The following is a 26,474-nucleotide window of genomic DNA, read 5'->3' on the forward strand; positions in this document are numbered from 1 at the left end:
TCGGCAAACTCGGGATAACCCTGACGTTGGTCGGCGCAGTTTTCTAACAATGGCTGGAGCGGCCGCTGCTTCTGCCATTTATTACTCTAGTACGGTATCCGCGACTCAAGCTACCACACCCGAAACAGGGTATGGAGCGAACGGGTACGGAGAACTGGGGTATGGCAGTATTGAGTCAATAAATAGCTAATCAGATCACAACGGCACCTATGAAACAAATACAAGTAGACCTGGGGATCGGTGCGGTTCGACAGTATCGCGAAGAAAATACCGCTTCGAACGGAAGCAGACAGTTGACTGTCCGCAACACCGAAGTGAAGACTGATGCGGCCGAACTATCATCCAAACTAACGGAAGAATCTGAGGTGGTGTATTAATGCCAACAACTGTTTCTACTATCGACGAACTGCAGAGTGCAGTCGAGAATGCCGGTCCTGGTTCGGAGATTATCGCGCGCGGGGGGACATACGATCTGTCCTCACGGTGGGTAGTCACCGCTGGTGGTGCACGGAATAATCCGCTTGTTATTCGCGCTGCCGATGGTGAGACACCACACATTCGATTCGATTCTGGCGGTCGTTCGGAGAAAGATGACAACGGTATTCAATTCCGAAGTCCTCACGTACATTTCGTCGGGTTCGAAGTTTCTGGATCTGGATGGAAAGGCGTCAACACCGATGGAGACGCCGACGACGTAGTTTTCGAGGATCTTGACGTCCACGACTGCTATGTCTGGGGGATAATGAACAACGACTGTGACAACGTCACCTTCCGCAACTGTGATTCACATCACAATAGGGGTAATCCGGGCAATGCTGACGGGTTCAATATGACCGGCTCCGCGGAAAATGGGCTAATTGAAGGCTGCCGTTCGTGGGGGAATGGTGACGATGGATACGACACGTGGGTCTCTCGGAATCACACGATCCGAAACTGCTGGGCGTGGGACAACGGTCACGACGGCGGCGACGGAAACGGGTTCAAACTTGGCGGCGGGCCAGACGACGGTGGGGGCCACCTCGTCCACAACTGTGTAGCGTACGACAACAGCTATCGCGGCTTCGATTGGAACACGACCGATCAGGCACTCGAGATTTACAATTGCACCGCAGTCGACAACCCGGTCAATTACCGGTTCAACGAGAATGGACCGTACACACTCCGAAACAACATTTCAGTCGGTGGGAGTGTGTATCTCGCTGATGAAGTCGACGATACCAATAACACGTGGAATCTCGACATCTCGGACCCGATGATTGTCTCGACTGATCCGACCGATGCAGAGTTTATGCAACTCCAAAGCGACAGCCCTTGCATCGATGCTGGAGAAGACGTAGGGCTGCCATTCGCGGGCTCGGCTCCCGATCTCGGCGCATTCGAGTCGGAAGGTCAGATTGGTACTGGTGGCGGAGAAGAAGAGCCAACTGACAGCACAACGCTTGGTGACGGAGAAACCCCATTGTATGCGGTGGATGCCGAGACGAACAGCCTGTTCCAGACTGAGCACGCTGGATTCACCAACGAAGGATACATCAATTTCGATCAAGACAGCGGGGCATTTGCCCGTTGGCAGCTCGATGTTGAAACCGCTGACCAGTACCAACTTGAGATCCGGTTCGCGAACGGGGGGTCCGGTGACCGGACTGCGAACCTCACGTACGCCGGCACACAACAGCAGATCACGTTCCCGCAGACGGGCGGATGGACGGACTGGGCAACGATGACGGAATCAGTCGAGTTGCCGAGTGGCTCGGTTGAACTCACAATTGAGACGACGGGGCAGGATGCTGGTAACGTTGATATGGTCACAATCTGGCCAATCCAGGAGACTGAGCCTAGTGAACCGACCACTGGTGACACTACCAACCACGGCTTCGCTACTCCCGAGCCGGGGCAAGCCGACTGGCATATCCCCCTCAATGAGAACTTTGAGGCCATCGACAGGGTTGCTCCTGTTGTGGACGTGGATGGTGCCAAAACAGAGTATACCCCTACTGAGCGGTCTCTGTATATCGCACTGGATACCGGAGTAATCTATGTGGGCGATGGTTCACAGTGGAACCAGCTCGGTAGCCTGAACTAGCGTTTCTCGACTGGGTTTTTTGACGGTGTACTTGAGTAGTACCTTCGATCAGGGCTATCGAAGTGATCAAGTTCGATTTCCCCATTTGCTGATTTATCCCGTTTCGCTTGCCAGCGAGCGTGACGGACGAGAACCGTAATGGGGATTTCGGATACTCCGCATAAGCTCGCTACGATTACCCGATGTCTTCCATCATCAAGTATCGCCTCGCCATCAGGGCCAATATTCACCGAAATCGCTTGGAGCGGTACGGGAAATCGATTCGCGGAGTGATCGAAAAGCGGGTCGTCGTACGTATCTGATTCAAGATCACTGGGGTGGAGAAATCCCTCTTCGTCGATCTGCCGATACAGCTCATCTAACCCCCGACACCGCTCTTTGATATCTGTCTCCGTTGTGCAGTAGTGCCAGACAGACTCCCCAGACTGGACTTGCGCTACAAGGTCCTGATAGCGTTCGGTCTCTTCCCAGGGAACGCCGTCGACGAAGTGTCGTTTCATCATCTGGTACAGATCGTACTCTCGGAGGCGCTCGACGTTGTGATTCCAGTCTCCTCCAACAACTCTCCCCGCTGAGCTTTTCCCGAACTCTGTCCCTCCAACCATCTTGAGAGTGATGTCGTCTGGCGATATCCAGTAGGTCGCCAACGGACGAATCGGCGCGTGATATTTTCTATTCACGAGGAGCGTCCGGATTCGGAGCCAAGCCTCGAAACCCCTCCTGTGGCCATACTGGAAACGGGGATCGAAGACCAACAATTCTCGAATCCTATTTTTGCTCGGTACGTTGCTGAGAACGCTGCGCACAGAAGCGAGTTCCAGAGACATATTTGTACAGTACTGCCCTGCATCGTGTTGAGATAGCCTTGTTAGTAGGGACGTACATGAATTCCGAGACATTGGAGCGGAACGCCTGGCTTTCAAACGCAACACAGCTATGACCGCGGGTTACCTCTGAAGCTCTTCGTACACTGCTTCGAACCTATCTACCATCGCCTCACGAGTGTACTGGTCGAATGCTACTGCCTGTGCGTGCTCACCCAAGGCTGCCGCCTGTTGCCGATCACTGAGTAGCTGATCGATCGCGCCCGCGAGCGCCGTCGGTGTCTTCGATGAAACAAGGAGCCCGGTTTCTCCGTCTGAGATGAGCTCATTCGTTCCGTTGACGTCTGTAGCGACGATAGGGAGGCCTGCTGCCATTGCTTCTTGTACTGCTCCGGGAAGCCCTTCCCAATGCGACGGAAACACGAAGATATCGAGCATGTCGAGGATGGCTGGGATGTCATCACGTGAGCCTGTGAAACAGACCTGCTGGTCGACGCCAAGTTCCCGTGCAGTCGCCTCCAGTGACTCACGCTGTGGTCCATATCCGACAATCAGAAGTTGGGCTTCTGGATGAGATTGGGAGACGTTTGACCAAGCGTGGAGCAGATCACTATGGCCTTTTCGTTCAACTAACCGACCAACGGTGCCTACGACCGGCACGTCCGGTGGAATCGAAAGTTCATCTCGAATCTCGTCACCAACTCCATCAACGGTGTGATACTCTTCCAAGTCTCGTCCGTTAGGTATCCTTCTGATAATTTCTGGATTGAGACCCCAGTCAGCATAGTATTGGGCACCGGCACGCGAATTCGAGATAATTCGATCAGTGAACTTCACAGTCAGGCGGTCGAGGAGTTCATACAGTCTTGGCATTGAGTTGTGATCCCCGCGTTCACCGCTGATGACCGCGGTCGGTGGAGATACTAAGCCTGCAATCCGGCACAAAATATTGTCTCGGAATAAAAACGAGTGCAGGATATCGGGCCGATTCCGATACACTTCGAAAACGAATGTGAGCGGTGCGATGAAATACATCAACGGATTCGCTGCACCGGTTATTTGGTAGGTGCTATCCCCATACGTTGGGGTGACTCCAAGTGTCCGATGTGTAATATCATCTGCAAGTTCTTCGGCGAGTGGATTGGTGTTGAACACAGTCCACAGTACGACATCATATCGATCTCGATCAATCCCATTCACGAGTTCGATAACGGTCCGTTCAGCTCCACCGACTGAGAGTGCTAAGATAAGAATCCATATCGTGGGACGTTCGCTGGATTCGCTGGAGTCCATCCTCCGCTCCTGTTGTACCGTCATAAGGCTCGATTGAACGCCCACTGACAGAGGACATTGTTATCCTCCATTATTTCTACAGGGTCACAACGCGGATGCTTCTAAGGGTAGCTTAGGATACCCCGCTGTAGTGGTAGAATGTTCATACTAATACGAGCAGATTTTGTCAGTTCCAGCAATGCGTGACGGAATCCGGTCTCAGCCTATACGACACCTAGTGCTCCTAAGCCGAATCTGGGTCGACGTTGCCGCAGTAGTAGCAGTTGTCGTGGCTCTTGGATTCGCCATTTATATGGACTCCTCTCCGTTGATTCGCGTTCCACTGGCATTCGTGGTGACCTTCGTCGCTCCCGGATACCTTCTTGTACTCGCAGTGTTTCCCCGTGCGAAGACGCTGAGTAACACAGATCAGGCAGACTCAACGCTCGATGGTGGTATCACGGGCTTTGACCGAGCCGTCCTTTCTGTCGTAGCAAGTTTCAGCCTCGTCGTTTGTGGTGGGTTGGTGTTGAACACGTTGAACGTTCCATTAACGACTGAGCCATTCCTCGGAATGCTTGCAGCGGTGACTGGTGTGATGCTTCCGTTTGCAATCTATCGCCGCCGACGCACTCCGAAGCCAGACCGATACATTCCGTGGTATTCAACTGACCGTGAAAACAGAGACCGAAGTTCACAACTCATACAATTCGACCTCTTCACGGCTATTCTCATCGTGAGCATTGTGTTCGCTGGTGGTTCTATCGCCTATTCAGCCCAATTTGAAGAGAACGCTGGTGTCACTGAGTTCTATTTTGAGTTTCCCACGGTTGACGGCGAAAGCTCAGAAGCGATCGACCCGACGAATATGACCGTCGGACAGGAAACGCAATTCGATGTCAGTATTGGCAACCGAGAGGGAGAGCGTATGCAATATACCGTGATCGGGCAACTTCAGGAAGTACGAAACGGTGATGATGGACTCATTGTGCAAGGGCGTGAGAGAATCTATACTGGAACAGTAAATGTTCCCAGCGGGGAAACAGAAAATAGGCCTATCTCGTTTATGCCCGAGACAGCTGGGGAGTACCGACTGGTATTCCTTCTCTTTGTGGAAGATGCCCCGGCAGAGCCTCGAATCGACTCGGCATATCGAGAGATACATCTCTGGATAAATGTATCCGAACCATCGAATACGACAGCTTCCTGAACCAGATAATGCGGAAGTTCTGACCAAGACGTGGATTATCGGCACCTTGAGAGGTGTATAGATACCATTCACTACATATCAGCTAAATAACTTTTATACCCGATATCAACGGTCCGTATGACGCAGCACACGATACTCGCGTGGGCGCGTTCAAAACTGATTATGAGTGAAATTTCACAGGACGTTCCGGTTGAGGACGTGACAGTGTCGGTCATCCTTCCGTATTCTAAGACACATACTCCGCCAGAGATGCTTGAAGAAGCGGTTGACTCAGCAAGATCACAGGTGGGAGTTGAGACCGAAATACTGGTCGTCGAAGATGAAGACCAACGGGGACCAGCCTGGGCCCGAAACGTTGGGTTGGATCAGGCGGAAACACGGTACATCGCGTTCCTCGATGCTGATGATCTCTGGCACGAAACGAAATTGGCCGAGCAATTACACGAGATGAAAGCGACCGGAGCGGGCCTCTGCGTTGACGGTCAAAAAGAGTATTCTCCGCTTGAGTTTGCACGGGCGCTCCTGACTGGCGAGACGTTCGCGCTCACGTCAACAATAGTCATTGATACTGAGCAGGTTGACATCCGATTTGACGAGACGCTCGAACGGCGCGAGGATCACCTCTTTATGATCGAGGCTGCGACAACGGCGGGCGTGTGTTTCTCTGGGGACACGTACACTGAGCGCCTGCTCGAGAGTGGAATGACCAAACAAGTGGATTCCTCTCCAGAAGAGATCCACCGATTCTACGAGTCGCTGACCGATCGAGTCCCGGAGGCGAAAGCGTTGAAACAACCATATTACCAAGACGCATTCGTCTATCTCGGCATATTACGTCACCGGAAGCGGGAATATCGGGCTGCGATCCGGGCGTACGCTGAGTCAATGAAATACGGAGTGAATATTCAGGCCATCGGCGCGACCGGATTAACGTTGCTGAAGATGGCGTATGATTACCCAACTCGTCCAGCTCGCCGTCTTCTAGGCGGTGGTTCATATGAGTGAATCTCTCCATTCTGGAGAGGATAGTTGGGACCATACCGAGAAAGCCGCAAACTCGAAATGTGAATTGACGGCGGCACCCAACGCTCAACTCGACGAACACGGGTATTTCGGGGAAATGTGATGACTCAGTACCCGTCAACACACACGTCCGCCACGATCTGGGATGGCAGTGAGGTAGTTCTGCGATCTAGTTGGCATCACTTTGGAATTTCTCGAAGTGAGGTGGACCGAGCTGTGAGTTCACACTGCCGAGTGGCCGCGTTTGAACACTGGTACAGGGGGGATTGAAACGAATGAACGTAATTCAAGTCTCACACCTGTATCGACCATCGATCGGTGGGATCGAAAACTACAGCCACAGGCTCGTGAACTCGCTCAGGGAATCTGGACACACAGCGTCTGTTATCACGACTGACTCGAGCCTAACGAACGACCAAACTCCGTTGAGTATGGAGACGCAAGTGAGCTATTGCTCTACGACAGCGACGTTGTTTCGCAATCCGCTATCGATCGAATTGTTTCGTCGCGTCAGGGCGAGTTCTGCGTCATTGTACCACCTACACAGTCCGTGGTATCTCTCATCGCTTGAGGCTATTCTCGCAATTCCAGACGATGCTGCGGTGGTACTAACGATACACGGGTTCCAGCCGCTGAAGAGTATGACCGCAAAACTCCTCTCTACTGCGTACAAACCGTTCGCGCAGTATATTTTCGATCGTGTTGACCACACAATCGTTCTTGGTCGGTCTGAGCGGGATCGCTTGCTCAAAGAGTACGATGTTAATCCCAGAGACGTCTCGGTGATTCCCAACGGGATCCACCCCGAGTCATTCGAGACGTCCCGATCGGATATCAAGCAGGTTCAGGCAAAATACGGGATCGATCCGACGACACCGACGGTGCTGTTTCTCAGTCGTCTCGTTCCGCTGAAGAACCCGGATGTGCTGGTTGATGCGGTGGCAAAACACTTGCCCGAACAAGAGCTCGACGTGCTGATGATCGGCAATGGGGACGACGACTACGTGGCAGAGCTCCAGCGCCGAGCTGATGACCGCTTTGTGTTTCACTCGAACCTTCCATTTGACGACATAAAGTCGCTCTATCACGCTGCATCGTTGTTCGTTCTACCGTCTCATATGGAGGGCTTACCGACTGTCCTCCTCGAAGCTATGAACGCTCGGACACCTGTTATCACAACCGCTGCCGGTGCTATCGGAGATGTGATCACACATAGAGAACACGGCCACATACTAGAGCGCCCGCCGCGTCCTGAGTCACTTGCAGCGGCGATCCAGTATTACCTTGACCGGCCAGAAGAGCGGCGTGAAATTGGACGGAGAAATCGTGCATACGTTCGTGGGTCATTCGATTGGGCTGACGTAGCGGAGGAGATCGAATCGGTATACGATCGTGCTCTCGAAACACAAGGACGAGTTGGGCGGCAGTTGACTCCGTCCAATTGAGTTTCTCTAAAATCGTCCTTCGAGCTTCGATATTGCTGAGGAAAATGATTGGATGACGACTGTGACAAATAGCGTCTATCAGACAGAGGGCTCTGCAGTCAGACAGAACATCAACGTGCGGACCTCGCTCTTTGTGAAGTACCTCGGAGACAAGCCCATAGCCACGTGCCTCGACCATTCATAGAAACTTTCGCTAGGATCAGCTACACAGTGGTGTGCAGTCACGTCGGGATCTGTTTCCGGAATTCTTTGAGTTCATCAATTGAGATCGCACCAGTAGCGATTGCGACAGCCGAATACACCACAAATCCGGCTGGCGGAATAATCACCAATGATAGGAGAGCGGACTCGATGATGGATGCGGACAGGAAGATCGCGACGGAAGCGACTCCGATCGTGATTGCGATCTTTGGTAATCTGAGATCAGAAATCGGGTCGAATCCGATCGCCCGGGCGCTGGCGACGTGGAAAACGAGCATTGAGAAGTACCCAATACTCGTCGCGACAGCAGCACCCGTGAGCCCGAACCGGGGGATCAGCAACAGGTTCAACACGAGATTCAGAAGAGACGCAATCCCAGTCGCATAAATCAGGTATCGAAACGAGCCCTTTCCCTGCCCAATCGCCAAAATCGGACGTGCGACAGCGAACCCCACGGCTCCTGGCAGGAGGATAATCAGCGGGAGAACCGCGGGTCTGAATTCAACCCCGTAATATAGTGTTACGGTGGGCTCAGCGAGTGCGCTGAGTCCGATGACAAGGAGAATGGTGAATAATAATGAGTACCGAGTCACTTTCGATGAGATGTTCGTAATCTCCTCTTGCTTTCCTTGAGACCACAGTTCAGAGGTTGAGTGCAACAGTGCGATCTGCACGATCCGCGGAACGAACCAGACGAATTCGGCCAGCGTCAGTGCTGCTTTGTAGTATCCTGTCAGTGTACTTCCGTAGAAGAACTGTATCAGTAACACGTCGATGTGTTGGATGGAGACGTAGAGTGCGAATAGCACGATGCTCATCACATTGAACGTCAGAAGTCGGCGGCGAGCGAACTCCCCGGGATTCCAAATGAATAGTCGAGAGAAATCGACGAATCGGGCTGTGATTGCGAGCCCGACTGTAGCAGTGATTGTATTTGCGATGAACATTCCGAGAATAAGGCCTTCAACTCCGAATCCTGCGGCCAGCAAGGAGAGCCCGACAGCAACGAATATCAGCTTGTCCGCGACTCGCAGTTTCTCCGAGATATCCTCTCGATCAAACCCCATCAGTGTGCTTCTCGCGATAACAAAAGCCTGGTTAGCAAACATCGTGAGAACAATCAGTACAAAGTACACCTCGAATCGTGGACCGAGAAACCGCTCTACGATACCGATCTGAATGGAAATGAGGATTGCTGCGCCAAAAACAAGACACAGAATGACGCTTACCTGACTGTAGAACGCGAACACGTGTTCCCGCCACGCCTGTGAGCGACCCGATTCTTTCAGGTGTTTTCTGATCCCATCGTATATCCCAGCATTGGCGAAGAGCAATAGAATACTCAACACAGAGAGTAGGACAGCATAATCACCATATCGCGTAGTTCCTAAGACACGCACAATTATCGGGGTCGCTAGAAATGTGATTGCGATTCCGAGGACATTCGAGCTAAAGATTGCGAGAAACCGTTCAACAATCGGCTTACTCATTGATCTCGACTAGGTTATTGCCACTTTCTGTTCGATGATTATTCGAGATTCCCATCCAGTCTGGCGGAGCAAGCTGATATCTGCCTGCCCGTCTCGAGCGCCTGCTGAGTCGGCTGTTGTTGGACTCCAGTCATCATTTGATTTTTTCAATGCCTGATTCCAGTCGGCCGTAGAACCCTTCTGCTACCTCCCCAGAGCCATCAACGTACCACATTTCTCCTGGTGAAGTGGATTCCGGATGGTCGGACCGCAAGCGAAGACGGCTCTCAGCTGAGTCACCCGCTGGCCCGGGAGAATCGGTCGTACTAGTACCTGAAATCCCATACCACGTATCCGATTCCTCGTCGAAAAGTAGCCCGCCACGAAGCGTATTGTACTGGGGATTGCCGGTCACAGAAGTCTCATCTCTGATGGTGATTTTCGAGTTCTCCGTTGCACGGAAGGCGTCGCCGGTAGTCTCGCCAACGGACTCATCAATGATGATGCTCGCGTGACGCTTGGCTTTGAGCCCGACCCCGAGGTTTCTCTGACCGAAGTCGATTCCCTCCGCTTTTATCCGGGCACCGTACGCGAGGATGCCGTTCGTCGATCCACCGGCAAACGTGATGTCATACAGGCTCACCTCACTGTTGCCGTATGCAGAAAGACCGTGTTGCTCGTCATCGTACGGACTATCTCGAGTTATTGTTATCGAAAATACATTACCGGCTGCAGTCCCGATGACGTTCCCGAACATAATACTACCAATTTTCACTGCGCTTGCGTCATCGGAATCGCCTCGGATGTCCAGATTGAGATATGGCCCTCGTTGGGGCGCTCCGTTCTCTTTCCCCGCTTGACCGGTCCCAATAATCGCCGGGACGAGGATATCTTCGTCATACGTGACGGGGAGGTTCGGTACCGTCGCGAGGTCAATCACGTACTGATGGCGAAGATAGATCGGCGCCCGTTGTACTGCTTCCTGAACTGTTCTCAGGGGAGCATCCTCACTCCCATCCGCCGAGTCATCTCCGTTGACTGGGTCGACGTAGACAACTTGCCGTCCGTTACTGATGAGTGGTCGACCGGACGGATCGCTGCCGACAGTAGCCGTCTGGGCGACGATTTTTGGGATTGAACTCGAATCAGACCCATATTGAATAGGACTCCAGCCGCCGCTCGTGCCGTTGTGCTGAAAGATACCTTCCGCAGTTATGCCAAAAGAAGGAATATCCGGACTCTGCGGGAAATTCGCTACGTTCTGGTCGACATAGAGTTCTGTTCCGGGAGCCGGTTGAACGGTCCCCTCCGCTATGTTGCTCCCGGAGCCATCTGCCGAAGAGTTGTCCTGTGGTGCGTCGGATATTGACGAACAACCCGCGCCCACTCCCATCAATAGAGCCGTGCTCGCCAATAATTTTCTTCGAGTTGGATCATTCACATTGATTGTGCTCAGTAGCTAGCAACATAATAAGTCGGTGCGTACCGCCGTTTAACACGCCAAAACCGGTACTTGACCCTCATTACACCCCCTCAAACGACCGTTCACTAGAGCCCCAGATAACCCCAGTCCCTCCAGCGGAGTAGACCTTGTTACTGGACGCTATACGTTGGTCAAGCCATGGGTCGTCCATCACGACAGTATTAGAGTACAACTGGTCTTCTTCACCAGCAAGGAAGTGAACTGCGTGATTTGTCTCCTCGGCTCGGTAAATGAACTTGCCAGCAGGAAGCACCAAGCGCTCCCCGTCAAGTTGGCTTCGTTGCAATCCCTCAACTCCGTATCGTCTCATTGCTAATCGAGTCGTCCAGAACGTCGTGGTCGTCTCTTCTTGCCCACGTGTATATTCAGCAACCGCTTCGAGTTCGGCAACCTCTTGATCTGAAAATGCTGACTGTGTTGTGGGACGGGGGTCAAGCCCGTAGAAGTTATCAGCAGTAACGAGTGGACCGGCTGCAGCTACCAGGACGACGATCACAAGTAGGAGTCTCCCTTGGCGAGACGGCCCGATACGGTCTCGGAATTGTAAAAAGCCGATCGCAAGTATAACTGCGAACACGAATAGCCACGGTGCACGGATTCTGTTGAGCGATTTTATGGAGAGCGGAGTCTCAAAAATAAGCAAGGATCCAATGATGCCTGCATAACAGAGCGCAGAGTATGGCGCAGCGTTTTCACGAGTGCGAAGAAATACCGTAACTCCGATCGAGAACACAACCAGCAGTAGAATAAGGTACAGTCCATACGGGCTGACGAGCCACTCGACTGCCATTGCGACTGCCGAACCCTCGGCTTGTGATCCGAATACCAGGTCGACCCCGCGATCGTATCCACCCTGAGCGCCACCTTCAATAATTTCTCGGCCGCTAACAAGGAGCCGATCGATGAAGTTGGTCCGAAACAGTTGAAGAGCAGTCATACTGGCAGTGAGGACGAACAGTCCGAAGGGCCGGCTCCAGAAAACTGTCCGTGCATACCCACGGCCGTGCAGCGCATACACTCCGATGATGACGGCGACAAGCGGAACGAACAGAACCTGAGTGAGATGGTGTGTGAACACGAGCGTAACCGAAACCAGCACGAACAGACCGACCACTCTCCATTTGAGCTCATCTTGGGTAACCAGCGTTGCGAGTACCGCGAGAGCGATGATCAAAACGCTGGCGAGAGACTGTGGAAACAGGTATGACACATAAAACACGATGTCATCTAACACGGCGACAGCAAACGCTGTGTACATCCCAAGAAGTGGATCGCCGGTAAATCTTGTAATCACCAGATATACTGCAGGGAGTACTATCGCGTACGCTGCGAGTCCAGTGAGCATAATTCCATCATAGCCACCAAGGCCCGACAGATCGCCAGCGGTGCTGGCGAGTAACTGCAGGCCAGGGTAGTCATAGTAACTCGTGTCGGCGATCCCATTGAGTGAGCCCGCCGCAAGAATCTCATCAACAAACCGAGTATGAATAAGAATATCACCATCTCCGAAGTACGTGCCTGCAGTAAGATACTTCGAAAGTGGAGATAACAGAAAGAGCGCGGCGAGTTGCGGGAGTATCCGTTCAGGGAGTGGATCAGCAAATAATTGCCAGGTGACTAGCGCGTAGCCAGAGACAAGGCCAAATGCCACAAAAAGCGGTTCACCAGTCAGTACAACGATGCCGACAGTAGTAGCACAGGCTACATAGACGCCAGTCCGATAGAAGCGCTCATCGCCAGGAAGCCGCAGCACCGCTTCGGTGTCATCCGTTCCATAGTATACCAATGCACCCCCAAGTAGCCCGAGTAGTCCGTACATCCCGAAGACAGCGAATTCTGTACGGAGCGAGGTATACAGAACAAATAAGACTGCTACTGTACTAGTAATTGCTACTGGATAGAGGGCGCGACCGAAGATATCCAGAGCTCGGTGATATTTCGATTTTAGCATTGGTTTGTATGAGCCGGTTGCTGATTGTCATCTCGAACGAGATGGGTTGAGCGCCAAGCTTCTGAGACCAATCGAATTCCACATTCGGATTTGGTGTCACAGGAGCAGAGTCTGCCGGTCGGTACAGTACAGGTCATAGTGTCACTCCGGGGAATCGGGTGTGAGTGCTTGAGTGCGGTGCGGGCTCTGTTTGATCCGAATTACCTGAAACGCCTCAGCATAGCGTGCGTTCGCTTGCTGCCCACGGAACCGAGCAAGGCCGTTCATCGCCTCAGCTTCCAAGTATAGTTTCTCTTGTTGGGTCTTATGCGACCTAATTGATTCAATTTTTTGTGCTAAAGAAGCTTCAGAGAGGGTATTATAATATTGAGGAGTGAACGACGGCCGAGTCGAAGGCGACTCGAACGCCAGTACTTCATCGATGTTCCGTGTGGCCGCCACTGAAGACAATGCTGCGTGTCGATGATCTTGGTGTGTGTCATTTTCGCTGTGTATATACACCCGATCAGCACCGAAGTCGTTGAGCTGTGATTCGAGTTCCTCGATAATATCGTGATCGTAGGGGACTTTGGTGTCTTCGTACCCGAGGAACCGAATGTCATCCACACCGAGCACTTCTCCTGCCCTCAGCGCCTCCTTCTCGCGTTTTGACGGCTGAGAGAGTTTTCCCCCGCGTGTCAAGATGAGGAATCTAATTTTGTCTCCCTGTGCTTGATGCTGCGCAAGCGACGCTCCCGCACCAATTTCGATGTCATCTGGATGTGCCCCAATGGCTACGGTATTCACTGGTCTATCGAGCTATACCACGGACTCTGCAATTGTTAAAAACCAGATACTATCTCGTTCTCAGAACATACTCCAGGATAGTTCGCACTGCATCGGTGGGAGCTAGTCGATCTGATCTGCGTTGCTTTCACACAGAGATGTATTCGAATGGCCGAAAGTTGGTAAAGCCCGTTCAACCCGGTACTTGAGGGTAGTCTCCGAAAACAGAGAGGGAATCCAGAGGTAGATATCGGCTTGTACTCACCTGGATCAGGCATCTAAAAATCACTGTAAGATAACAAGACGGTGCTGTTTGACCGTTCCTATTTTCATTTTGTTTGGGCCTCAAATTATATAATTCGCCTTCTCGGTCTATAGCTCCCTTCTACGTAGAATACTATGTTTGTAACTAATATTCCAGTTGTGAAATCGCTATGACAGATCGCTCGTGTTGGCACTCGACGGTTCGAGAACCGGTCTGGAGCCAGATCTGCCAAGCCAATCGAGTATTCACAAAAATGAGTGTATTCGAAATCGGTGGGAAGGGTGGTATCGATATCTCAAAAGAAATAGAATGTATCGGAAATAAAAGTAGAATTCGGTATCGACTAGAGACAAAGAGGAGAGCTGGCAGAGTGTCGGTGATAGAGTCTTTCAACAAACCGATTGATCGATCTTCGGTGGTCTTTCCAACTGACAACGAAGCTATTAATTGGAAATATATCGATGACCAGCGTCTAGCATTTTCCTGTCACATACGAGCGTTTGACTCGGTCGAGACTACCGTCGATATCGAGGCCTGCTCGCTGGATGCTGAACAATGCTCGTCAACAGTCGCGGTGGAGGTGAACGAGAAGCCAATTTCCGAGCCACTCTCCGAACGTATCGACGAGTCCACTCGGATCGCCAGCGATGGGCACGGAAAACAAGGAGCGCAACCTGAGACACAAGTACTCAAAGAGCGTTCCTCGAAGAAGCGCACAGACCGGCAACATAGCGACAGTGACTCTCTTGGGATCGGCATTATCGCGACTGGAAAGACTACGGAGGCCGTTCTTCGCATACTCTTGGACTCGCTCAATCAAGGGTATGTTCCGTTCGTCATCCAATCGACCGGATCTAGAATTTTCCCCCAGCACTACGCAGATCGGCTTGGTGTGACCCTTTTGGAGGTTAGTCCTGAACCGCTGTCTGAGGACCTCGTTAAGGCCGCATTTGAAAGCATCCTTGCAGAACGAGCGATTCCGGGCGTAATCCTCACTCCCAACAGCGGTCGCCTTGACTTTGAGCAGTCGGAACGTGCGTTCTACGCAAGTAAAGAAGCAGTCGTTACTGGAGTACCCAAACGCTCACGTGCTACGGTCATCGCAGGGATTCCGGCCTACAACGAGGCAGATACCATCGGTCCTGTCGTTCGCCAGGTGAAAGAATACGTTGACGAGGTGGTCGTCGTTGATGATGGGAGCTCTGACTTGACCGCTCACAACGCCAAAGACGGCGGCGCAACCGTGATCAGCCATGAAATCAATCAAGGGTACGGTGGTGCGCTGAAGACATTGTTCAAAGAGGCTGCCGATAGAGACGTCGAGCACCTAGTCATTCTCGATGCGGACGACCAACACGACCCCGAAGACATCCCACGACTACTTTCTGCGCAAAAAGAACAGAACGCGCAAATCGTTATCGGCAACCGCTTTGGTGGCACTTCGTCGACAGTGATGCCGCTGTACCGACGTTTCGGACTAGAGGTAATCAACTGGATGGTGAATCTTAGTCTCTGGAACCTCAACCCGCAAGAACGAATTAAAGATGCACAAAGTGGGTATCGGGTCTATGATAGCCGTGCGATTTCACTGCTTACCGATGATTCTACAAAACTTGATGACCAGATGAGCGCAAGCATTGACATTTTGTACTGCGCACACGAGAATGACCTTGCGATTGCGGAGATCGGAACGACAATCGAGTATGATGTTTCGAATGCGAATACTCACAATCCATTCTTGCAGGGACTAAACGTCGCTAATCACGTCATCAGAAGGCTTGAACAGAAGCGACCGATCACGGTTTTGGGAATTCCAGGATTTCTTGTCGCGCTCGCTGGAACAGGAGTGGGCTACTGGATGCTTTCGAGGTCCATTACTGAGGGGAGCTTTTCACCTGGACTCGCCTCAGTATCTGCAATTCTCGTTCTCATTGGGATCTTTTCTTCGTTCACGTCGATTATCCTCCACTCGCTGAATACGCACTTCGAGCAACGGGGGCAGTAGCGTTCTTGGGTTTGGTGAGTATCCTCACTGTGTGAGACACACTTCGCCGTCTGCCCTCAGGGGTACGTACGTCGAAGAACTGTCTCACACGCAATACAGGTCTCGACGATCATCTCGGATTCGCGCTCGATATGACGCCACTCACTGGAGTGCGTGCAGCGTCCAACGCGGCCAAATGCGAGGGGATCAACCGAAGCCTCCCTTCGCCATTGGTTTTGTCTGATAGCTCGGTACAACCTCGTGGATAGCGAGTGCAATCGCACAACACCCGTCAGTGTGCAGACATACCGCGTCGAAATTCTTTCTCAGTGCCCTCGATATCGCTACTTCTGACGAACTATCAAATGGTAGCTGCCCATATTTTGGGGAACACTTCTGTGGTTTCCCCACGGAGCTACGAGAATGCCTGAGGCAACGTTGGACGGCCGTGGCCGATTGACACTCCCAAAAGAAGTTCGTGAGCGATACGGCGACCAGTATCGTATTGTCCAACTCCACGGTGGCGTCAAATTGATCCTAATTGAGCAAAGCCCACTTGATGCACTCCGTGCTGAATTCGCAGACGTCGAGAACACAACGGAGGAACTCCGCGACGACTCACGTGAGGCATCGCTAGATGAATCGGGGCGCTAAGTGTACGCAAAAGAGCTGTCAACGACCCAGCTCACAGCTTTATTACACACTACTCAAACTGGAATCTGAGACACTGCAGCTGTTGCACGATACCCAGTTATGGCACGCCCACACCCAGCCCCTGACGACACCAGCCTCCCTGTTCCTGCCGCGACGACGCGAACGTACATTCGAATTACGCCGAGCGATACGCTCCTCTCACCAGCAGTACTCACCCAACAACTGCGCCGGCTACACACACTGTGCACGCCCGACAAGCAAACCGGGCTTGCCCGACTGCACACGAAGCCCGAGCCAGCGACTGTTGAGATATTGCTCATCTCGCCTCGCGACTCCACGGAGATTTCATACTACGTTGGGATTGACGAGCCTGATTCACTCCGCTCGCTCGAACACCTCCTGCGAGCAGCCCTCCCCCAGACATACGAAGTTGAACAGGTCACCCGCACGCAAACGTGGCCGACTGCCGCGCTCACTGACCAGCACGCTGGCTCACAGACGGAGCCCGTCGCGATTGAGTACTGTTGCGTCCCATCGCGACGCCGCGACTGGCTCTTGCCGCTTGGCCAGTTTGCAGCGGCATACGATGACGAGCACGCACATCTCCCACTAGCGTCGATTATCGACGCACTCACTGAGACCACAGATGCGGGGGTGTATCAAGCACTCCTCACACCGTATCCAGACATCTCTGGGCAGATCACAGACCGAGTTGCTCGCATCCGAGCGAATCAGGATACGTTCGGGCAGCAGATTTCGAACGTTATCTTCGGCCCACCCGATGATGACGTTGAGAACCTCCTCCCATCTGAGACTGCACGGATCGACGCGCTGAACGAACGGAGTGGGCAGACTGCCTTTGCCGTCACCGCCCGTGCAGCGCTCGCCACAGATGGTGACACTGGCCGCCATCTCGCTCGCGACGCCGAGAGCGCGTTTGAGCCGCTTTCCACGCAACATCGCGCAATCGAGGGGCGAATCCGGACGGGTTCTGCTGCAGCGTCCGTCATTGACGACCTTCACCAGCGAGTCACACACCACCCCCGTCACGGTGGGCGACGCTACCTCCCTGGGACGTCGAATGCAACACGCGGAATCGTCGTCGACGAGACGGAGGTCGCGGGCTTCGCACTGATCGACGGGAGCACGCTCACCGCAGCGGGTGGGCGAACCCTCGACCCGACGCCTGGAGAGCGTCAACGCCTCCCCAGCCCGCCGACTGGGCAACTCGAACGCTATCACGGTCCGGGACTCCTGCTTGGCCACCCACTTGATGAAGACGGGCAGGCCGCACAAACGCCGGTCGCGTTACCGCCGAGTCACCAGCCGATGCACACGCTCTGGAGTGGGCGAACAGGCCACGGGAAGACCGTCGCACTCATCAACGGCATTCTCGCGAATCACGACGCCACTGATGGGGCAAGCATCGTAATCGAGCCGAAAGGCGATGGAATGCCGATTGAATACCTTCGCGCACATTATGCCCGCTTCGGGAGTCTCGATGACGTCATCTACTTCGATTGTGCGGCCGTCTTACCCGCCCTCTCGTTTTTCGATATTCGCGCAGAACTCGAAGCCGGGATCGACCGGACGACCGCGGTCGAAGACCGAGTTGACCACTATCTCGAGATCTTGATGCAGGTGATGGGTCGCGACCGCTTCGAGCGAGCCGTCCGCGCGCCTGATATCATCCGGTATCTGGTGAAGGCGATGTTCGACCCCGTCTCGGGGTATGATGCCTTCTCACACCGCCAATTCCACACTGCGGCTCGACAAATGCACGAACGCCGTGCAGCGCCACCTGTCTCGGATGGTGACCTCGAGCGGATGCTCGAAGGTGTCGTCTCAAATCGAGCGCAGACGTTTGACGAGCTGATGGGCGGTGTTGCAAACCGGATTGAGAAGATACCCGTTGACCGCCGTCTTGCACACCTGTTCAATCACGTGCCAGAGGATGGTGACCCGCACTTCGACTTGGCTGACTACCTCGATGAAGACGTCGTCATCGTATTCGATATGGGTGGGCTCCGCAGTGAAGCACAGCGCGTCCTCACGCTCGTCCTCCTCTCGAATCTCTGGACGGCACTGCGGCGTCGAAAGCGTGGGAATGATACTGCAGGCACTGACCCGCTCGTGAACGTCTATCTCGAAGAAGCTGCAAGCATCGCTGTCTCAGATCTGCTCACGAAGTTGCTCTCACAGGGACGCGGCTTCGACTGTGCAGTAACGCTCGCGACGCAGTTTCCAGCCCAATTCGAGCAACACGGTCTCGGGGCGTATGAAGAAGTCCTCAACAATATCTCGACGATCATCACGGGAAACGTCCCACTCGACCGCAACCTCGCTGAACGCCTTGCGACCGACTCGATGGACGCACGGGCAGTCCGAACCCGATTGCGCGCCCTCTCTCGCGGTGAGTGGTTCTGTTCGCTTCCTGCAGGCTTTGGACTGCCTGCACCCCGCCCGTTTCTCGTCGCCTCGGCACCCCTGCCAGCAGGCCACCCTAGTGGCTCACAGCCGCTCACAGCCCACGCGGAGTCACAGTTTCAGCAGGCGCTTCGGGCGCGTGCACAGACGACTGGCGAAACCGTAGGTATCCAACTCACGTCTCCTGGAGCCGTTGACAATGACGCTGGAAGTGCCGAACCCAAACGCGAGGTTGACCCTACTGCGTTTGCACGGATTGACTCTGCACTGCCGTACACGAATCGCCTCCCCAAGGCCGTCGAGTACGATGCCACGTTGCACGCCCTCCGGTGTAGTGACTGTGCAAACCGCTATGACCCGGATATCCGGGGGATGCAGCGCGCAATCCAGTGCTGTCACAGCCTCGACGGCGTCGATCCCGCTGACATCCCCATTTGCGACCTCAACGTGAAGCTCACGCCCGAAGAGCGGGCTGTCGCTGAGTGGGAGGACCGCCATCTGATGTTCCTACAGGCCGTCTACAACGCCCAGCAACTGCGGTATGACCCACTCGAGTACGACCTGCTCTCGGATTCAATGCTCCGCCTGCAGGAGTACGTCGATATCGACTCCGGTGCAGTTCACGACCTCATCGATGCCGGCCTCCTCCGCCACGATACCGACCACCCGCACCGACTCTACACGGTGACGGCTGACGGACGGAGCGTGATTGGCGAGAGCTATCGCCAAGGCGTTGACTACGGCCACGGGCAGGGCGACCTCGAAGAATCTAGCCAGCACGTCCTCGCGGTCGAGCTCGGGCGCAAATATCTCGTCGCCAACTATGTCGCTGACCCTGAATCGCCCGTCGTTGAAGTTGTTCCCTACTACGATATCGATGAGAATCGCCGACTCGATATTGCCGGCCTCGATGCTGATGGTGAAATGATCGTCGCCGTCGAGGCTGAACGCGTCAATCACGACCTCCGTCGAGCCGCTCCCGATGATTTCGATAAGATCGCCGATTGTGAGGTTGAAGAAGCCATCTGGGTGGTGATGACCCGAACTGCCGCACACGACGTGCTTGGGGCATTGAACGACCCGCTTGATGGCGAGCCACGCGTTGAGAAGACGTACAGCAAGAACACTCCGGCAACGCAATTCCGGATCGACACTCCCGGCCTCACTGCGATCTATCCGATTGAATACATTCGCAACAACATCACCGAGTGAGGAGCTGTAGTCTCCCTCTGGAGCTTCATCACGCACCGGAAGAGATTGGGTCGTAATTTAGCTACCGCTGGATGGTGTAGCGTTCGTCAATAAAGGAAACAGCGAGTTGTCTGTGCTACCGTTACAGTTCGACGGCTTCCTTCTGCCCGAGCGACTCAGGGACAGTGAAGCGGATGCTCGTGGTTGCACCAGCCATCGTGTTGATCTTGATCGTTACCTCATTGCCCTCACCCAAGTTACCGGGCGCGAACTTGTCAACGTTGAAGATGAGGTTTAGCCGGTCGTCGGCATCGTTCAGGACGTTATCACTCCCGTCGGAGTCCTTCACAGCGAGGTACGAGTACTCATCGTTCGGGATGTCTTCAGTGCCGTTAGTGAACTGCGAGACATTCTGGTTCGTCGACGTTAACTGGTACGTCCCGGTTGGGCCAATCCACGTGACGGTGGCGTTTTGCACGTCGATCTCGCCGGCACCAGGCGCCTGCGTCACGGTCACGTTCACGATATCGATCGTATCGCTCCCAGAGACGTTACCGACAGTGGAGACCTCCTGCAGGCGATTGCTGACCTGCTTACTGCTCTGTTGGCCCGTTTCCTGCGACTTGCTCTGGAGGAAGCCTGCGGTGTTGATCAGGACGCCCGCGGCGATCGCCGCCACGAGCACCATCGCGATGAACACGATGAGTGTCCCGATTCCCACTTGCCCGCGTTCTTCCTCATCCGTGATGAACTCAAACATACCGTTCACCTCCACCAAATCCTGTCTAATGTATATATCTGAGTAGCAAATAATCAAAACTGAAACTTATGTGGGTCGCGAGGTGGTCTCTCGCTTGGGACCGACGAGATCCGCCCATCTCTAGTCAACGGATTATCACCGTTCACAAGACGCACCATTTGAGACATCAAAGGAGGGGAAGATACTCCCCCCAGCTGATGTTCGAGTTCATCTCGAGCTGACGTTGCCAGCCCGAATAGGGGTACACACCCCCAACTAAACGCAAGCGAATCGATGGTAAAAGTGCTTTCCAACCCTCGCTGTAGAAGCGATATTTCAATCATGTAGTGTCACAGTCACCGACTGTGAGGAGCTGCAGACGGCAACTCACTAGCGAGACTCGCTGATGAATCGCTCACATTAATCCACAGGTGCAACTCGCGATAGGCGTTATCTACGGTCGGCTCAGCGGGGGGGCTGCCCTTGTACAGCAGATATGCCAACCGCAAGCGGTCACCACTCATCTCTGGCGTGACCGAGTGTTGCAGTCGCCAGGTCTCGTTGTGCGCAAGTTGGACTTGCCAGCGGTTCAATCGTGACTCTTCGAGCACCGTGGTTGAATTATTGGCGACTTCGACCCGTTGTAACTGTACTAAGACGGTGTATTGCGCTGACTCGTGTTCTTGGTTCGTCACACCGACGACGAGCGACCCCGTTTCCCCGCGGGTGTACTCTGTGGGATAGTCGTCTGCAACGAGTTCGCCATCGTCGCCCTCAGTGAGGAGATAGAACTCTGTGAAGGATTCTCCTTGCTGAGGGACGGCAACAGCATAGCCCACAGCCGAGACAGCGATGATCACGCTGACCGCGAGCAAGACGTTCAGTGCGGCATCTGTTCTGGTGTCTGGCTCCAGTAGCTCTACCCGGGCATCCGCAAGCCAGGTCTCATACGGTACCTGAAACTGCTCGGAAGCGGGGAGTGCACGCCGGCGTTGGGCGGCAACAGCGACGAACAGGAGGGTTATCCCACCAACTGAGATGACGATCGGCGCGAGTCGAATCCCAAACGGCGTGAAATTGAGGACGAGGCCGATGAGCGGAACAATTGCAATGCTCGTCCCGAATGAGAGGGCCACACGCTCAATGCCGTCAATTCCGGCTGGCGCCCGTTCGCCAGAGTCGGTATCTGCATCTTCCTCGGGGAGCTCACCTGCTTCAGGAAACAGTGCAGAGATGAGGGCGTACCCGGGGACGAACAGGACGAACGCGAGTCCGAACACAACGCGCAACGGCGTCTGGTTCACACCTGGGATGAACACGCTCCCCGCCGTCGCGAGGACGGCAACAATCACGACTGCAAGGTCGGCGGGAAGCTCGCGCACGGGGGCGGGAAGAAGCATCCACCACCGAGAGTCTCCTCGCATACACAGCTGAAACGGGGGGCGGCTCAAAAGATAGTCGGTCTGCATAATGTACAGTTGACAGCACTGGTATCACACTCCCAGGCGGCGTTGTGTGCGGTGTCAAAGCGTAGTAGTGCTCTCGCGTTGTGGTGGTTTCACAACGTCCAAACTGCCCGTTGCGGCGCCTGAGCAGATTCATAAAGGAGTGGGATTCAACAGAGCAAGACCAACTGTCGGGTGAGCAGTCCAGAGCAAACCAAAAGCAGAATCAAGACACAATCTCTACAGCGGTGGCTATGAAGTATAATACATCAGGCCGAAGAAAATCGGCCGATAAGAAGGGAACTGTCGCCGTTTACAGTTCGACGGCTTCCTTCTGTCCGAGCGATTCAGGGACCGTAAAGCGGATCGCAGTGGTCGCGCCAGCCATCGTGTTGATCTTGATGGTGACTTCGTCACCCTCGGCGAGCGCGCTCGCGAACGACGTAGTGTCGAAGACGAGGTTCAGCCGGTCGTCGGCGTCGTCGAGGACGTTGTCGTTACCTGCGACATTCTTGACTGGGAGGTACGAGAACTCGTCACCGACCGTCCCGTCCGTACCGACACTACCATCGGTGAGTTCAGTGTAATTACCAGACGTGTTGGCAGTCAGTTGAGTCGTTCCCGACGGACCAATCCACGTAACCGTCGCGTTGTGCACGTCAATCTCTCCGGCACCGGGTGCCTGCGTGACGGTCACGTTCACGATGTCAACAACGTCGTTATTGTTTGTGTCCTCGGTGACGTTCCCGACCGTCGCGACTTCCTGCAGGCGATTGCTGACCTGCTTACTGCTCTGTTGACCCGTTTCCTGCGACTTGCTCTGGAGGAAGCCTGCGGTGTTGATCAGGACGCCCGCGGCAATCGCTGCCACGAGCACCATCGCGATGAACACGATGAGTGTCCCGATTCCCACTTGCCCGCGTTCTTCCTCATCCGTGATGAACTCAAACATTCCGTTCAATCACTCAGAGCTGAGTCAGGTACATATGTGTAGCCCACCAGAAACCAAAGCTGAAATTCACAATGGGCACGAGTTTGCATCTGTGTGCCAACTACGCAGGAAGTGAGATCTGAAGTACACTGCTCAGCCGCACATCGGAGAGTGTCCTCCACGTCAGCGACAGAATACGCTGTATGTGCGGTTGAATAGCCCTGTTGGCCGGCTGTTGCTACCAATACGAGATCAAAGTGGAGGTGGCACGCGCTGAATCGTCTCGGATGGATGGCTACCCCACATCGAATCTCTCGAACTGACGTGTCTAACTGTGTGGCTGGTGCGTAGTTCCACGGGACTCCCCGACGCCCAATGCACTGTGGAAATTCCTGTCTGTGAGCTATCCTGAAGGAGTGATACTGCGTGAGAATGGCGGAGATGGCCCCTCCTGTCCGGTCCGTTTGTCTTGAACCGTTCACAATCGGGGCTATTCCCCGCAAAGGAGTGGGTATTCGGGGTGTTTGGCGAGTGTGTGCAGACGTTCGATGGGGTGGTGCTGGCGAGTGAGCGAGAGCGATGGGTGGGAATGTCGACGCCTGCTGCGGGTTTCTCTGGTGTGTAGTCACGCAAGAGCCCCTGGTGGGAACGGGTGTTTTGGCGTGTGTTTCGGGGGCGATGAAAACCGATAGACGGCAGCCGTGTGTGATCGGGTGAACACGGCCTGAGAATGCGACTGTTTACTGGGTTCGTTGGTGGCGTTGGATTGCCTATTCGCTCATTTCTGGCTCTCTACCGGCCGCATTCTGAGTTTCCGTGCTCAAGAGGTCTCTCTCCTCTTCTTTCTGAAGGACGTTTCACAGGGGCGGTAGCAATGCGTAAGATGCCAATTTCCGGGGGATAGAGCCGATTGTGAAGAACTGAGGGTGACTCCCGTCAAGTCTCGATCAGGTGGCGACTGGATCTGAAAGACTACTCTCTCAGATTCACATTGCGTGGCTGGTTTGGAACGCCGCCAGTTTCACCACTGAAGCGTGATGCCGTCAGTGAGCGTAGCAGACTGCCCGGTCTGCACAGTCACTCGGTTCGACGAGCGGAGACATGAAAGCGCATATGCACCGAACCAGAGTTTGCCTTGGTATGAACCGCACTGTGGTCGATCTTCTTGCGGGCAACGCCGACCACGCGCAGTCGTTCGGCTCGCGATTCGATGACGTCCAAGACGGCCAGCATCCGGATGCAGTGACGGTGTGTTGCTCAGACTCACGAGTGCTCCAAGACCACATCTGGGATAATGACACGCCGGGTCACCTCTTCTCGTGTGGCAACATCGGCAACCGAGTCGTCCAGCGAACTGACGAGGGTGAGGTCGTCTCTGGTGACGTGTTGTACCCCCTCGCGCACACGGGGACACGAACAGCGATCGTCGTCGGTCACACTGGGTGTGGCGCGGTGACGGCAACGTACCAGTCGCTCACCGACGGCCTCTCGGAACCTCCGGGTATCGAACACTGCATCGACCTGTTGGGACCGCACCTCGAACCCGGCGTTGAGCGTCTCCCCGACGACCTCGACACGGAAGGCGCCGTCAACCACCTCGTCGAGTACAATGTCGACCAACAGGTTGAGTGCCTCCTCGACAGCGACGACGTGCCCGATGACACCGATGTGGTCGGAGTCGTGTACGACTTCCAAGACGTGTACGGCGGGGCCCGCGGCGAGGTTCACGTGATCAACGTTGACGGCGAACGAGATGTCGAGACACTTCGCGACGAGCACTCGACGGTCGCACATCGCATCGACCGCCTCTGGTCGTACTGAACGCTGTTCTCAAGCAGACGCCGGCTTCCGCTCGAATGCGGCACGAACTGTGTCACTCGGGGCGAGCGCCGCCAACTCGGCTTCAACGTCCACGTCGGCAAGTTCCTCAGATCCTGCGGGTGTTCGCTGCAGGACGGCAACGTGGTAGAGGTACGAGAGGCGGAGGAGCCACCGTGCGTGGTCGAACTCGTCGGTCGACTCGATGTAGTAGGTCGTCCACCCGGACTCTGTGAGGAGGTGGTGGACGCCAGTGTGGCCTTCCTCGATCAACACGTCGCGAAGCCGCCTGAGGTACGCGATATCGAGCATCCCCCACTCGTGGACGTGCCCGATCTCACGGGGCCCGACTCGGAACTCTGTCCCGCCGAAGCGGTGCTCTCCGACCTCGATGTGGGGCCACGATCCGACCTCCTCGATGAGACGGTCGACGGTCGCCGTCACGGCTGCTCGTTGTGATGCCATACCGATGAAAGACGCGCCGTGAGGAGAAAACGTCGCGCAAGACACTCGGGTTGACGACCGGGTGGTCTCGTCGGCCGACTGCGTGACGACTACTCGTCGGTGGGGACGTCGAACCGCAGGCCCAGGAAGTTCGGGTTCGTCGCCTCGTACTCGTATCGCTCCGGGTCGGCCGCGCGATAGTCGTCCGTCGGCGTCGGTTCGAACAGACGGTCGAGCCGAAAGCCCACGTCGAGCGCCGGCGTGATCATCGACTCGAGGGGGCGGCGATAGGCCGGCACTTCGATTGGGCTTCCGAAGGAGGTCCACGTCGCCGAGACGCGTTCAGTCTTATGGTAGTTCTCCACGCCGTCGTACTCGACGAAGTCGGCGTGCGGATGTTGTACGGTGAACGTGAGCCACCCACCAGGGCGAACGACTCGTGCGAGTTCCGCGAATAGCGGCCCCCAATCGGGGACGTAGTGAAACGCCAGCGAACTCGCGACGCCGCCGAACGCGCCGGCGTCGAACGGGAGCGGCGTGCCGAGGTCAGCACGGACGAACGCGGCGTCGGGTGCACGCTCGCGAGCGAACCGGAGCATCTCGGCGCTGGAATCGAGGCCGACGACGTGTGCGCCGTCGGCGACGAGTTCTGCCGTGAGGTGGCCCGCGCCACAGCCTGCATCGAGGACAGTCGTACCTTCGACTGTCGGCAGGAGCGCCCGCATCGCCGGTCGTTCGAGGTACGCGTTGGACGGCTTCGTGTCGCCGTCGGCGTCGTAGCCAGCGGCGAGTCGATCGTACGCCGCCCGAACCTCGTCGTCAGTCATCACCCGTCCCCACCGCAGTCGCG

At 54.8% G+C, this 26,474-nt stretch carries 19 protein-coding genes; 8 read left to right on the forward strand and 11 right to left on the reverse strand.

Annotated features, from left to right (window positions below):
• The first annotated feature begins 376 nt into the window (after nt 1-376).
• Nucleotides 377-2,083 (forward strand): right-handed parallel beta-helix repeat-containing protein, encoded by a 1,707-nt coding sequence (locus P0D77_RS08195; protein ID WP_277552389.1) that lies wholly within the window; start codon nt 377-379, stop codon nt 2,081-2,083.
• Here P0D77_RS08195 and P0D77_RS08200 read toward each other — a convergent pair.
• Entirely contained in the window at nt 2,080-2,910 is an 831-nt protein-coding gene (locus tag P0D77_RS08200) for a hypothetical protein (RefSeq protein ID WP_277552391.1), read from the reverse strand. The genes P0D77_RS08195 and P0D77_RS08200 overlap by 4 nt on opposite strands.
• A gap of 120 nt (nt 2,911-3,030) precedes the next feature.
• On the reverse strand, nt 3,031-4,200 hold the full coding sequence (locus tag P0D77_RS08205) for a glycosyltransferase (protein ID WP_277552394.1): 1,170 nt from the start codon (nt 4,198-4,200) through the stop codon (nt 3,031-3,033).
• Between the two features lie 178 nt (nt 4,201-4,378).
• Between P0D77_RS08205 and P0D77_RS08210 the strand changes: the two genes are divergently transcribed.
• The 3 genes from P0D77_RS08210 (at nt 4,379) to P0D77_RS08220 (ending at nt 7,857) form a co-directional block, all read left to right on the forward strand.
• Nucleotides 4,379-5,389 (forward strand): DUF1616 domain-containing protein, encoded by a 1,011-nt coding sequence (locus P0D77_RS08210; protein ID WP_277552395.1) that lies wholly within the window; start codon nt 4,379-4,381, stop codon nt 5,387-5,389.
• 117 nt (nt 5,390-5,506) lie between these two features.
• Nucleotides 5,507-6,394, forward strand: coding sequence for a glycosyltransferase family 2 protein (locus P0D77_RS08215; protein ID WP_277552398.1), 888 nt, complete (start codon nt 5,507-5,509; stop codon nt 6,392-6,394).
• A gap of 293 nt (nt 6,395-6,687) precedes the next feature.
• Nucleotides 6,688-7,857 (forward strand): glycosyltransferase family 4 protein, encoded by a 1,170-nt coding sequence (locus tag P0D77_RS08220; RefSeq protein ID WP_277552400.1) that lies wholly within the window; start codon nt 6,688-6,690, stop codon nt 7,855-7,857.
• Nucleotides 7,858-8,078: 221 nt separating this feature from the next.
• On the opposite strand, the gene P0D77_RS08225 is transcribed toward P0D77_RS08220, so the two are convergent.
• The 4 genes from P0D77_RS08225 to P0D77_RS08240 all read right to left on the reverse strand — a co-directional run bounded on the left by P0D77_RS08225 (nt 8,079) and on the right by P0D77_RS08240 (nt 13,747).
• Nucleotides 8,079-9,548, reverse strand: coding sequence for an oligosaccharide flippase family protein (locus P0D77_RS08225; protein ID WP_277552402.1), 1,470 nt, complete (start codon nt 9,546-9,548; stop codon nt 8,079-8,081).
• 133 nt (nt 9,549-9,681) lie between these two features.
• On the reverse strand, nt 9,682-10,968 hold the full coding sequence (locus P0D77_RS08230; RefSeq protein WP_277552405.1) for a hypothetical protein: 1,287 nt from the start codon (nt 10,966-10,968) through the stop codon (nt 9,682-9,684).
• 82 nt (nt 10,969-11,050) lie between these two features.
• Nucleotides 11,051-12,829: a hypothetical protein gene (locus P0D77_RS08235; protein ID WP_277552407.1), complete on the reverse strand. Its 1,779-nt coding sequence runs from the start codon at nt 12,827-12,829 to the stop codon at nt 11,051-11,053.
• Between the two features lie 273 nt (nt 12,830-13,102).
• A complete protein-coding gene (locus P0D77_RS08240; RefSeq protein WP_277552408.1) occupies nt 13,103-13,747 on the reverse strand; it encodes a PIG-L deacetylase family protein in 645 nt (214 codons plus the stop codon).
• A 659-nt stretch (nt 13,748-14,406) separates the two neighbouring features.
• On the opposite strand from P0D77_RS08240, the gene P0D77_RS08245 reads away from it, so the two are divergent.
• The 3 genes from P0D77_RS08245 (at nt 14,407) to P0D77_RS08250 (ending at nt 20,268) form a co-directional block, all read left to right on the forward strand.
• Entirely contained in the window at nt 14,407-15,996 is a 1,590-nt protein-coding gene (locus tag P0D77_RS08245; RefSeq protein ID WP_277552410.1) for a glycosyltransferase family 2 protein, read from the forward strand.
• Nucleotides 15,997-16,398: 402 nt separating this feature from the next.
• On the forward strand, nt 16,399-16,629 hold the full coding sequence (locus P0D77_RS17635; RefSeq protein WP_321170523.1) for an AbrB/MazE/SpoVT family DNA-binding domain-containing protein: 231 nt from the start codon (nt 16,399-16,401) through the stop codon (nt 16,627-16,629).
• A 555-nt stretch (nt 16,630-17,184) separates the two neighbouring features.
• A complete protein-coding gene (locus P0D77_RS08250; protein WP_277552411.1) occupies nt 17,185-20,268 on the forward strand; it encodes an ATP-binding protein in 3,084 nt (1,027 codons plus the stop codon).
• Nucleotides 20,269-20,389: 121 nt separating this feature from the next.
• On the opposite strand, the gene P0D77_RS08255 is transcribed toward P0D77_RS08250, so the two are convergent.
• From P0D77_RS08255 to P0D77_RS08265, 3 genes are all read right to left on the reverse strand, one after another.
• Nucleotides 20,390-21,007 carry a flagellin gene (locus P0D77_RS08255; RefSeq protein WP_277552413.1) on the reverse strand — a complete coding sequence of 206 codons (618 nt, stop codon included), beginning with the start codon at nt 21,005-21,007 and terminating at the stop codon, nt 20,390-20,392.
• Nucleotides 21,008-21,342: 335 nt separating this feature from the next.
• Nucleotides 21,343-22,410 carry a DUF1616 domain-containing protein gene (locus P0D77_RS08260; RefSeq protein ID WP_349770031.1) on the reverse strand — a complete coding sequence of 356 codons (1,068 nt, stop codon included), beginning with the start codon at nt 22,408-22,410 and terminating at the stop codon, nt 21,343-21,345.
• 334 nt (nt 22,411-22,744) lie between these two features.
• Nucleotides 22,745-23,383 carry a flagellin gene (locus P0D77_RS08265; RefSeq protein ID WP_277552418.1) on the reverse strand — a complete coding sequence of 213 codons (639 nt, stop codon included), beginning with the start codon at nt 23,381-23,383 and terminating at the stop codon, nt 22,745-22,747.
• Nucleotides 23,384-24,502: 1,119 nt separating this feature from the next.
• Between P0D77_RS08265 and P0D77_RS08270 the strand changes: the two genes are divergently transcribed.
• Complete coding sequence (locus P0D77_RS08270; protein WP_277552420.1) at nt 24,503-25,183, forward strand: carbonic anhydrase; 681 nt, start codon at nt 24,503-24,505, stop codon at nt 25,181-25,183.
• A gap of 9 nt (nt 25,184-25,192) precedes the next feature.
• Here the strand turns inward: P0D77_RS08270 and P0D77_RS08275 are convergent, their stop codons facing one another.
• Complete coding sequence (locus tag P0D77_RS08275) at nt 25,193-25,645, reverse strand: luciferase domain-containing protein (protein ID WP_277552422.1); 453 nt, start codon at nt 25,643-25,645, stop codon at nt 25,193-25,195.
• An 89-nt stretch (nt 25,646-25,734) separates the two neighbouring features.
• Nucleotides 25,735-26,451 carry a class I SAM-dependent methyltransferase gene (locus tag P0D77_RS08280; protein ID WP_277552424.1) on the reverse strand — a complete coding sequence of 239 codons (717 nt, stop codon included), beginning with the start codon at nt 26,449-26,451 and terminating at the stop codon, nt 25,735-25,737.
• Between the last annotated feature and the right edge of the window lie 23 nt (nt 26,452-26,474).

This window comes from Halobaculum limi, assembly GCF_029490015.1.
GTDB classification, from domain to species: Archaea; Halobacteriota; Halobacteria; order Halobacteriales; family Haloferacaceae; genus Halobaculum; species Halobaculum limi.

Coding starts and splice junctions, on each gene's coding strand:
- P0D77_RS08195 (WP_277552389.1), top strand. CDS start 377: ATGCCAACAACTGTTTCTACTATCGACGAACTGCAGAGTGCAGTCGAG.
- P0D77_RS08200 (WP_277552391.1), bottom strand. CDS start 2,910: ATGTCTCTGGAACTCGCTTCTGTGCGCAGCGTTCTCAGCAACGTACCG.
- P0D77_RS08205 (WP_277552394.1), bottom strand. CDS start 4,200: ATGGACTCCAGCGAATCCAGCGAACGTCCCACGATATGGATTCTTATC.
- P0D77_RS08210 (WP_277552395.1), top strand. CDS start 4,379: ATGCGTGACGGAATCCGGTCTCAGCCTATACGACACCTAGTGCTCCTA.
- P0D77_RS08215 (WP_277552398.1), top strand. CDS start 5,507: ATGACGCAGCACACGATACTCGCGTGGGCGCGTTCAAAACTGATTATG.
- P0D77_RS08220 (WP_277552400.1), top strand. CDS start 6,688: ATGAACGTAATTCAAGTCTCACACCTGTATCGACCATCGATCGGTGGG.
- P0D77_RS08225 (WP_277552402.1), bottom strand. CDS start 9,548: ATGAGTAAGCCGATTGTTGAACGGTTTCTCGCAATCTTTAGCTCGAAT.
- P0D77_RS08235 (WP_277552407.1), bottom strand. CDS start 12,829: ATGTACGGACTACTCGGGCTACTTGGGGGTGCATTGGTATACTATGGA.
- P0D77_RS17635 (WP_321170523.1), top strand. CDS start 16,399: ATGCCTGAGGCAACGTTGGACGGCCGTGGCCGATTGACACTCCCAAAA.
- P0D77_RS08255 (WP_277552413.1), bottom strand. CDS start 21,007: ATGTTTGAGTTCATCACGGATGAGGAAGAACGCGGGCAAGTGGGAATC.
- P0D77_RS08260 (WP_349770031.1), bottom strand. CDS start 22,410: ATGCGAGGAGACTCTCGGTGGTGGATGCTTCTTCCCGCCCCCGTGCGC.
- P0D77_RS08265 (WP_277552418.1), bottom strand. CDS start 23,383: ATGTTTGAGTTCATCACGGATGAGGAAGAACGCGGGCAAGTGGGAATC.
- P0D77_RS08270 (WP_277552420.1), top strand. CDS start 24,503: ATGAACCGCACTGTGGTCGATCTTCTTGCGGGCAACGCCGACCACGCG.
- P0D77_RS08275 (WP_277552422.1), bottom strand. CDS start 25,645: ATGGCATCACAACGAGCAGCCGTGACGGCGACCGTCGACCGTCTCATC.
- P0D77_RS08280 (WP_277552424.1), bottom strand. CDS start 26,451: ATGACTGACGACGAGGTTCGGGCGGCGTACGATCGACTCGCCGCTGGC.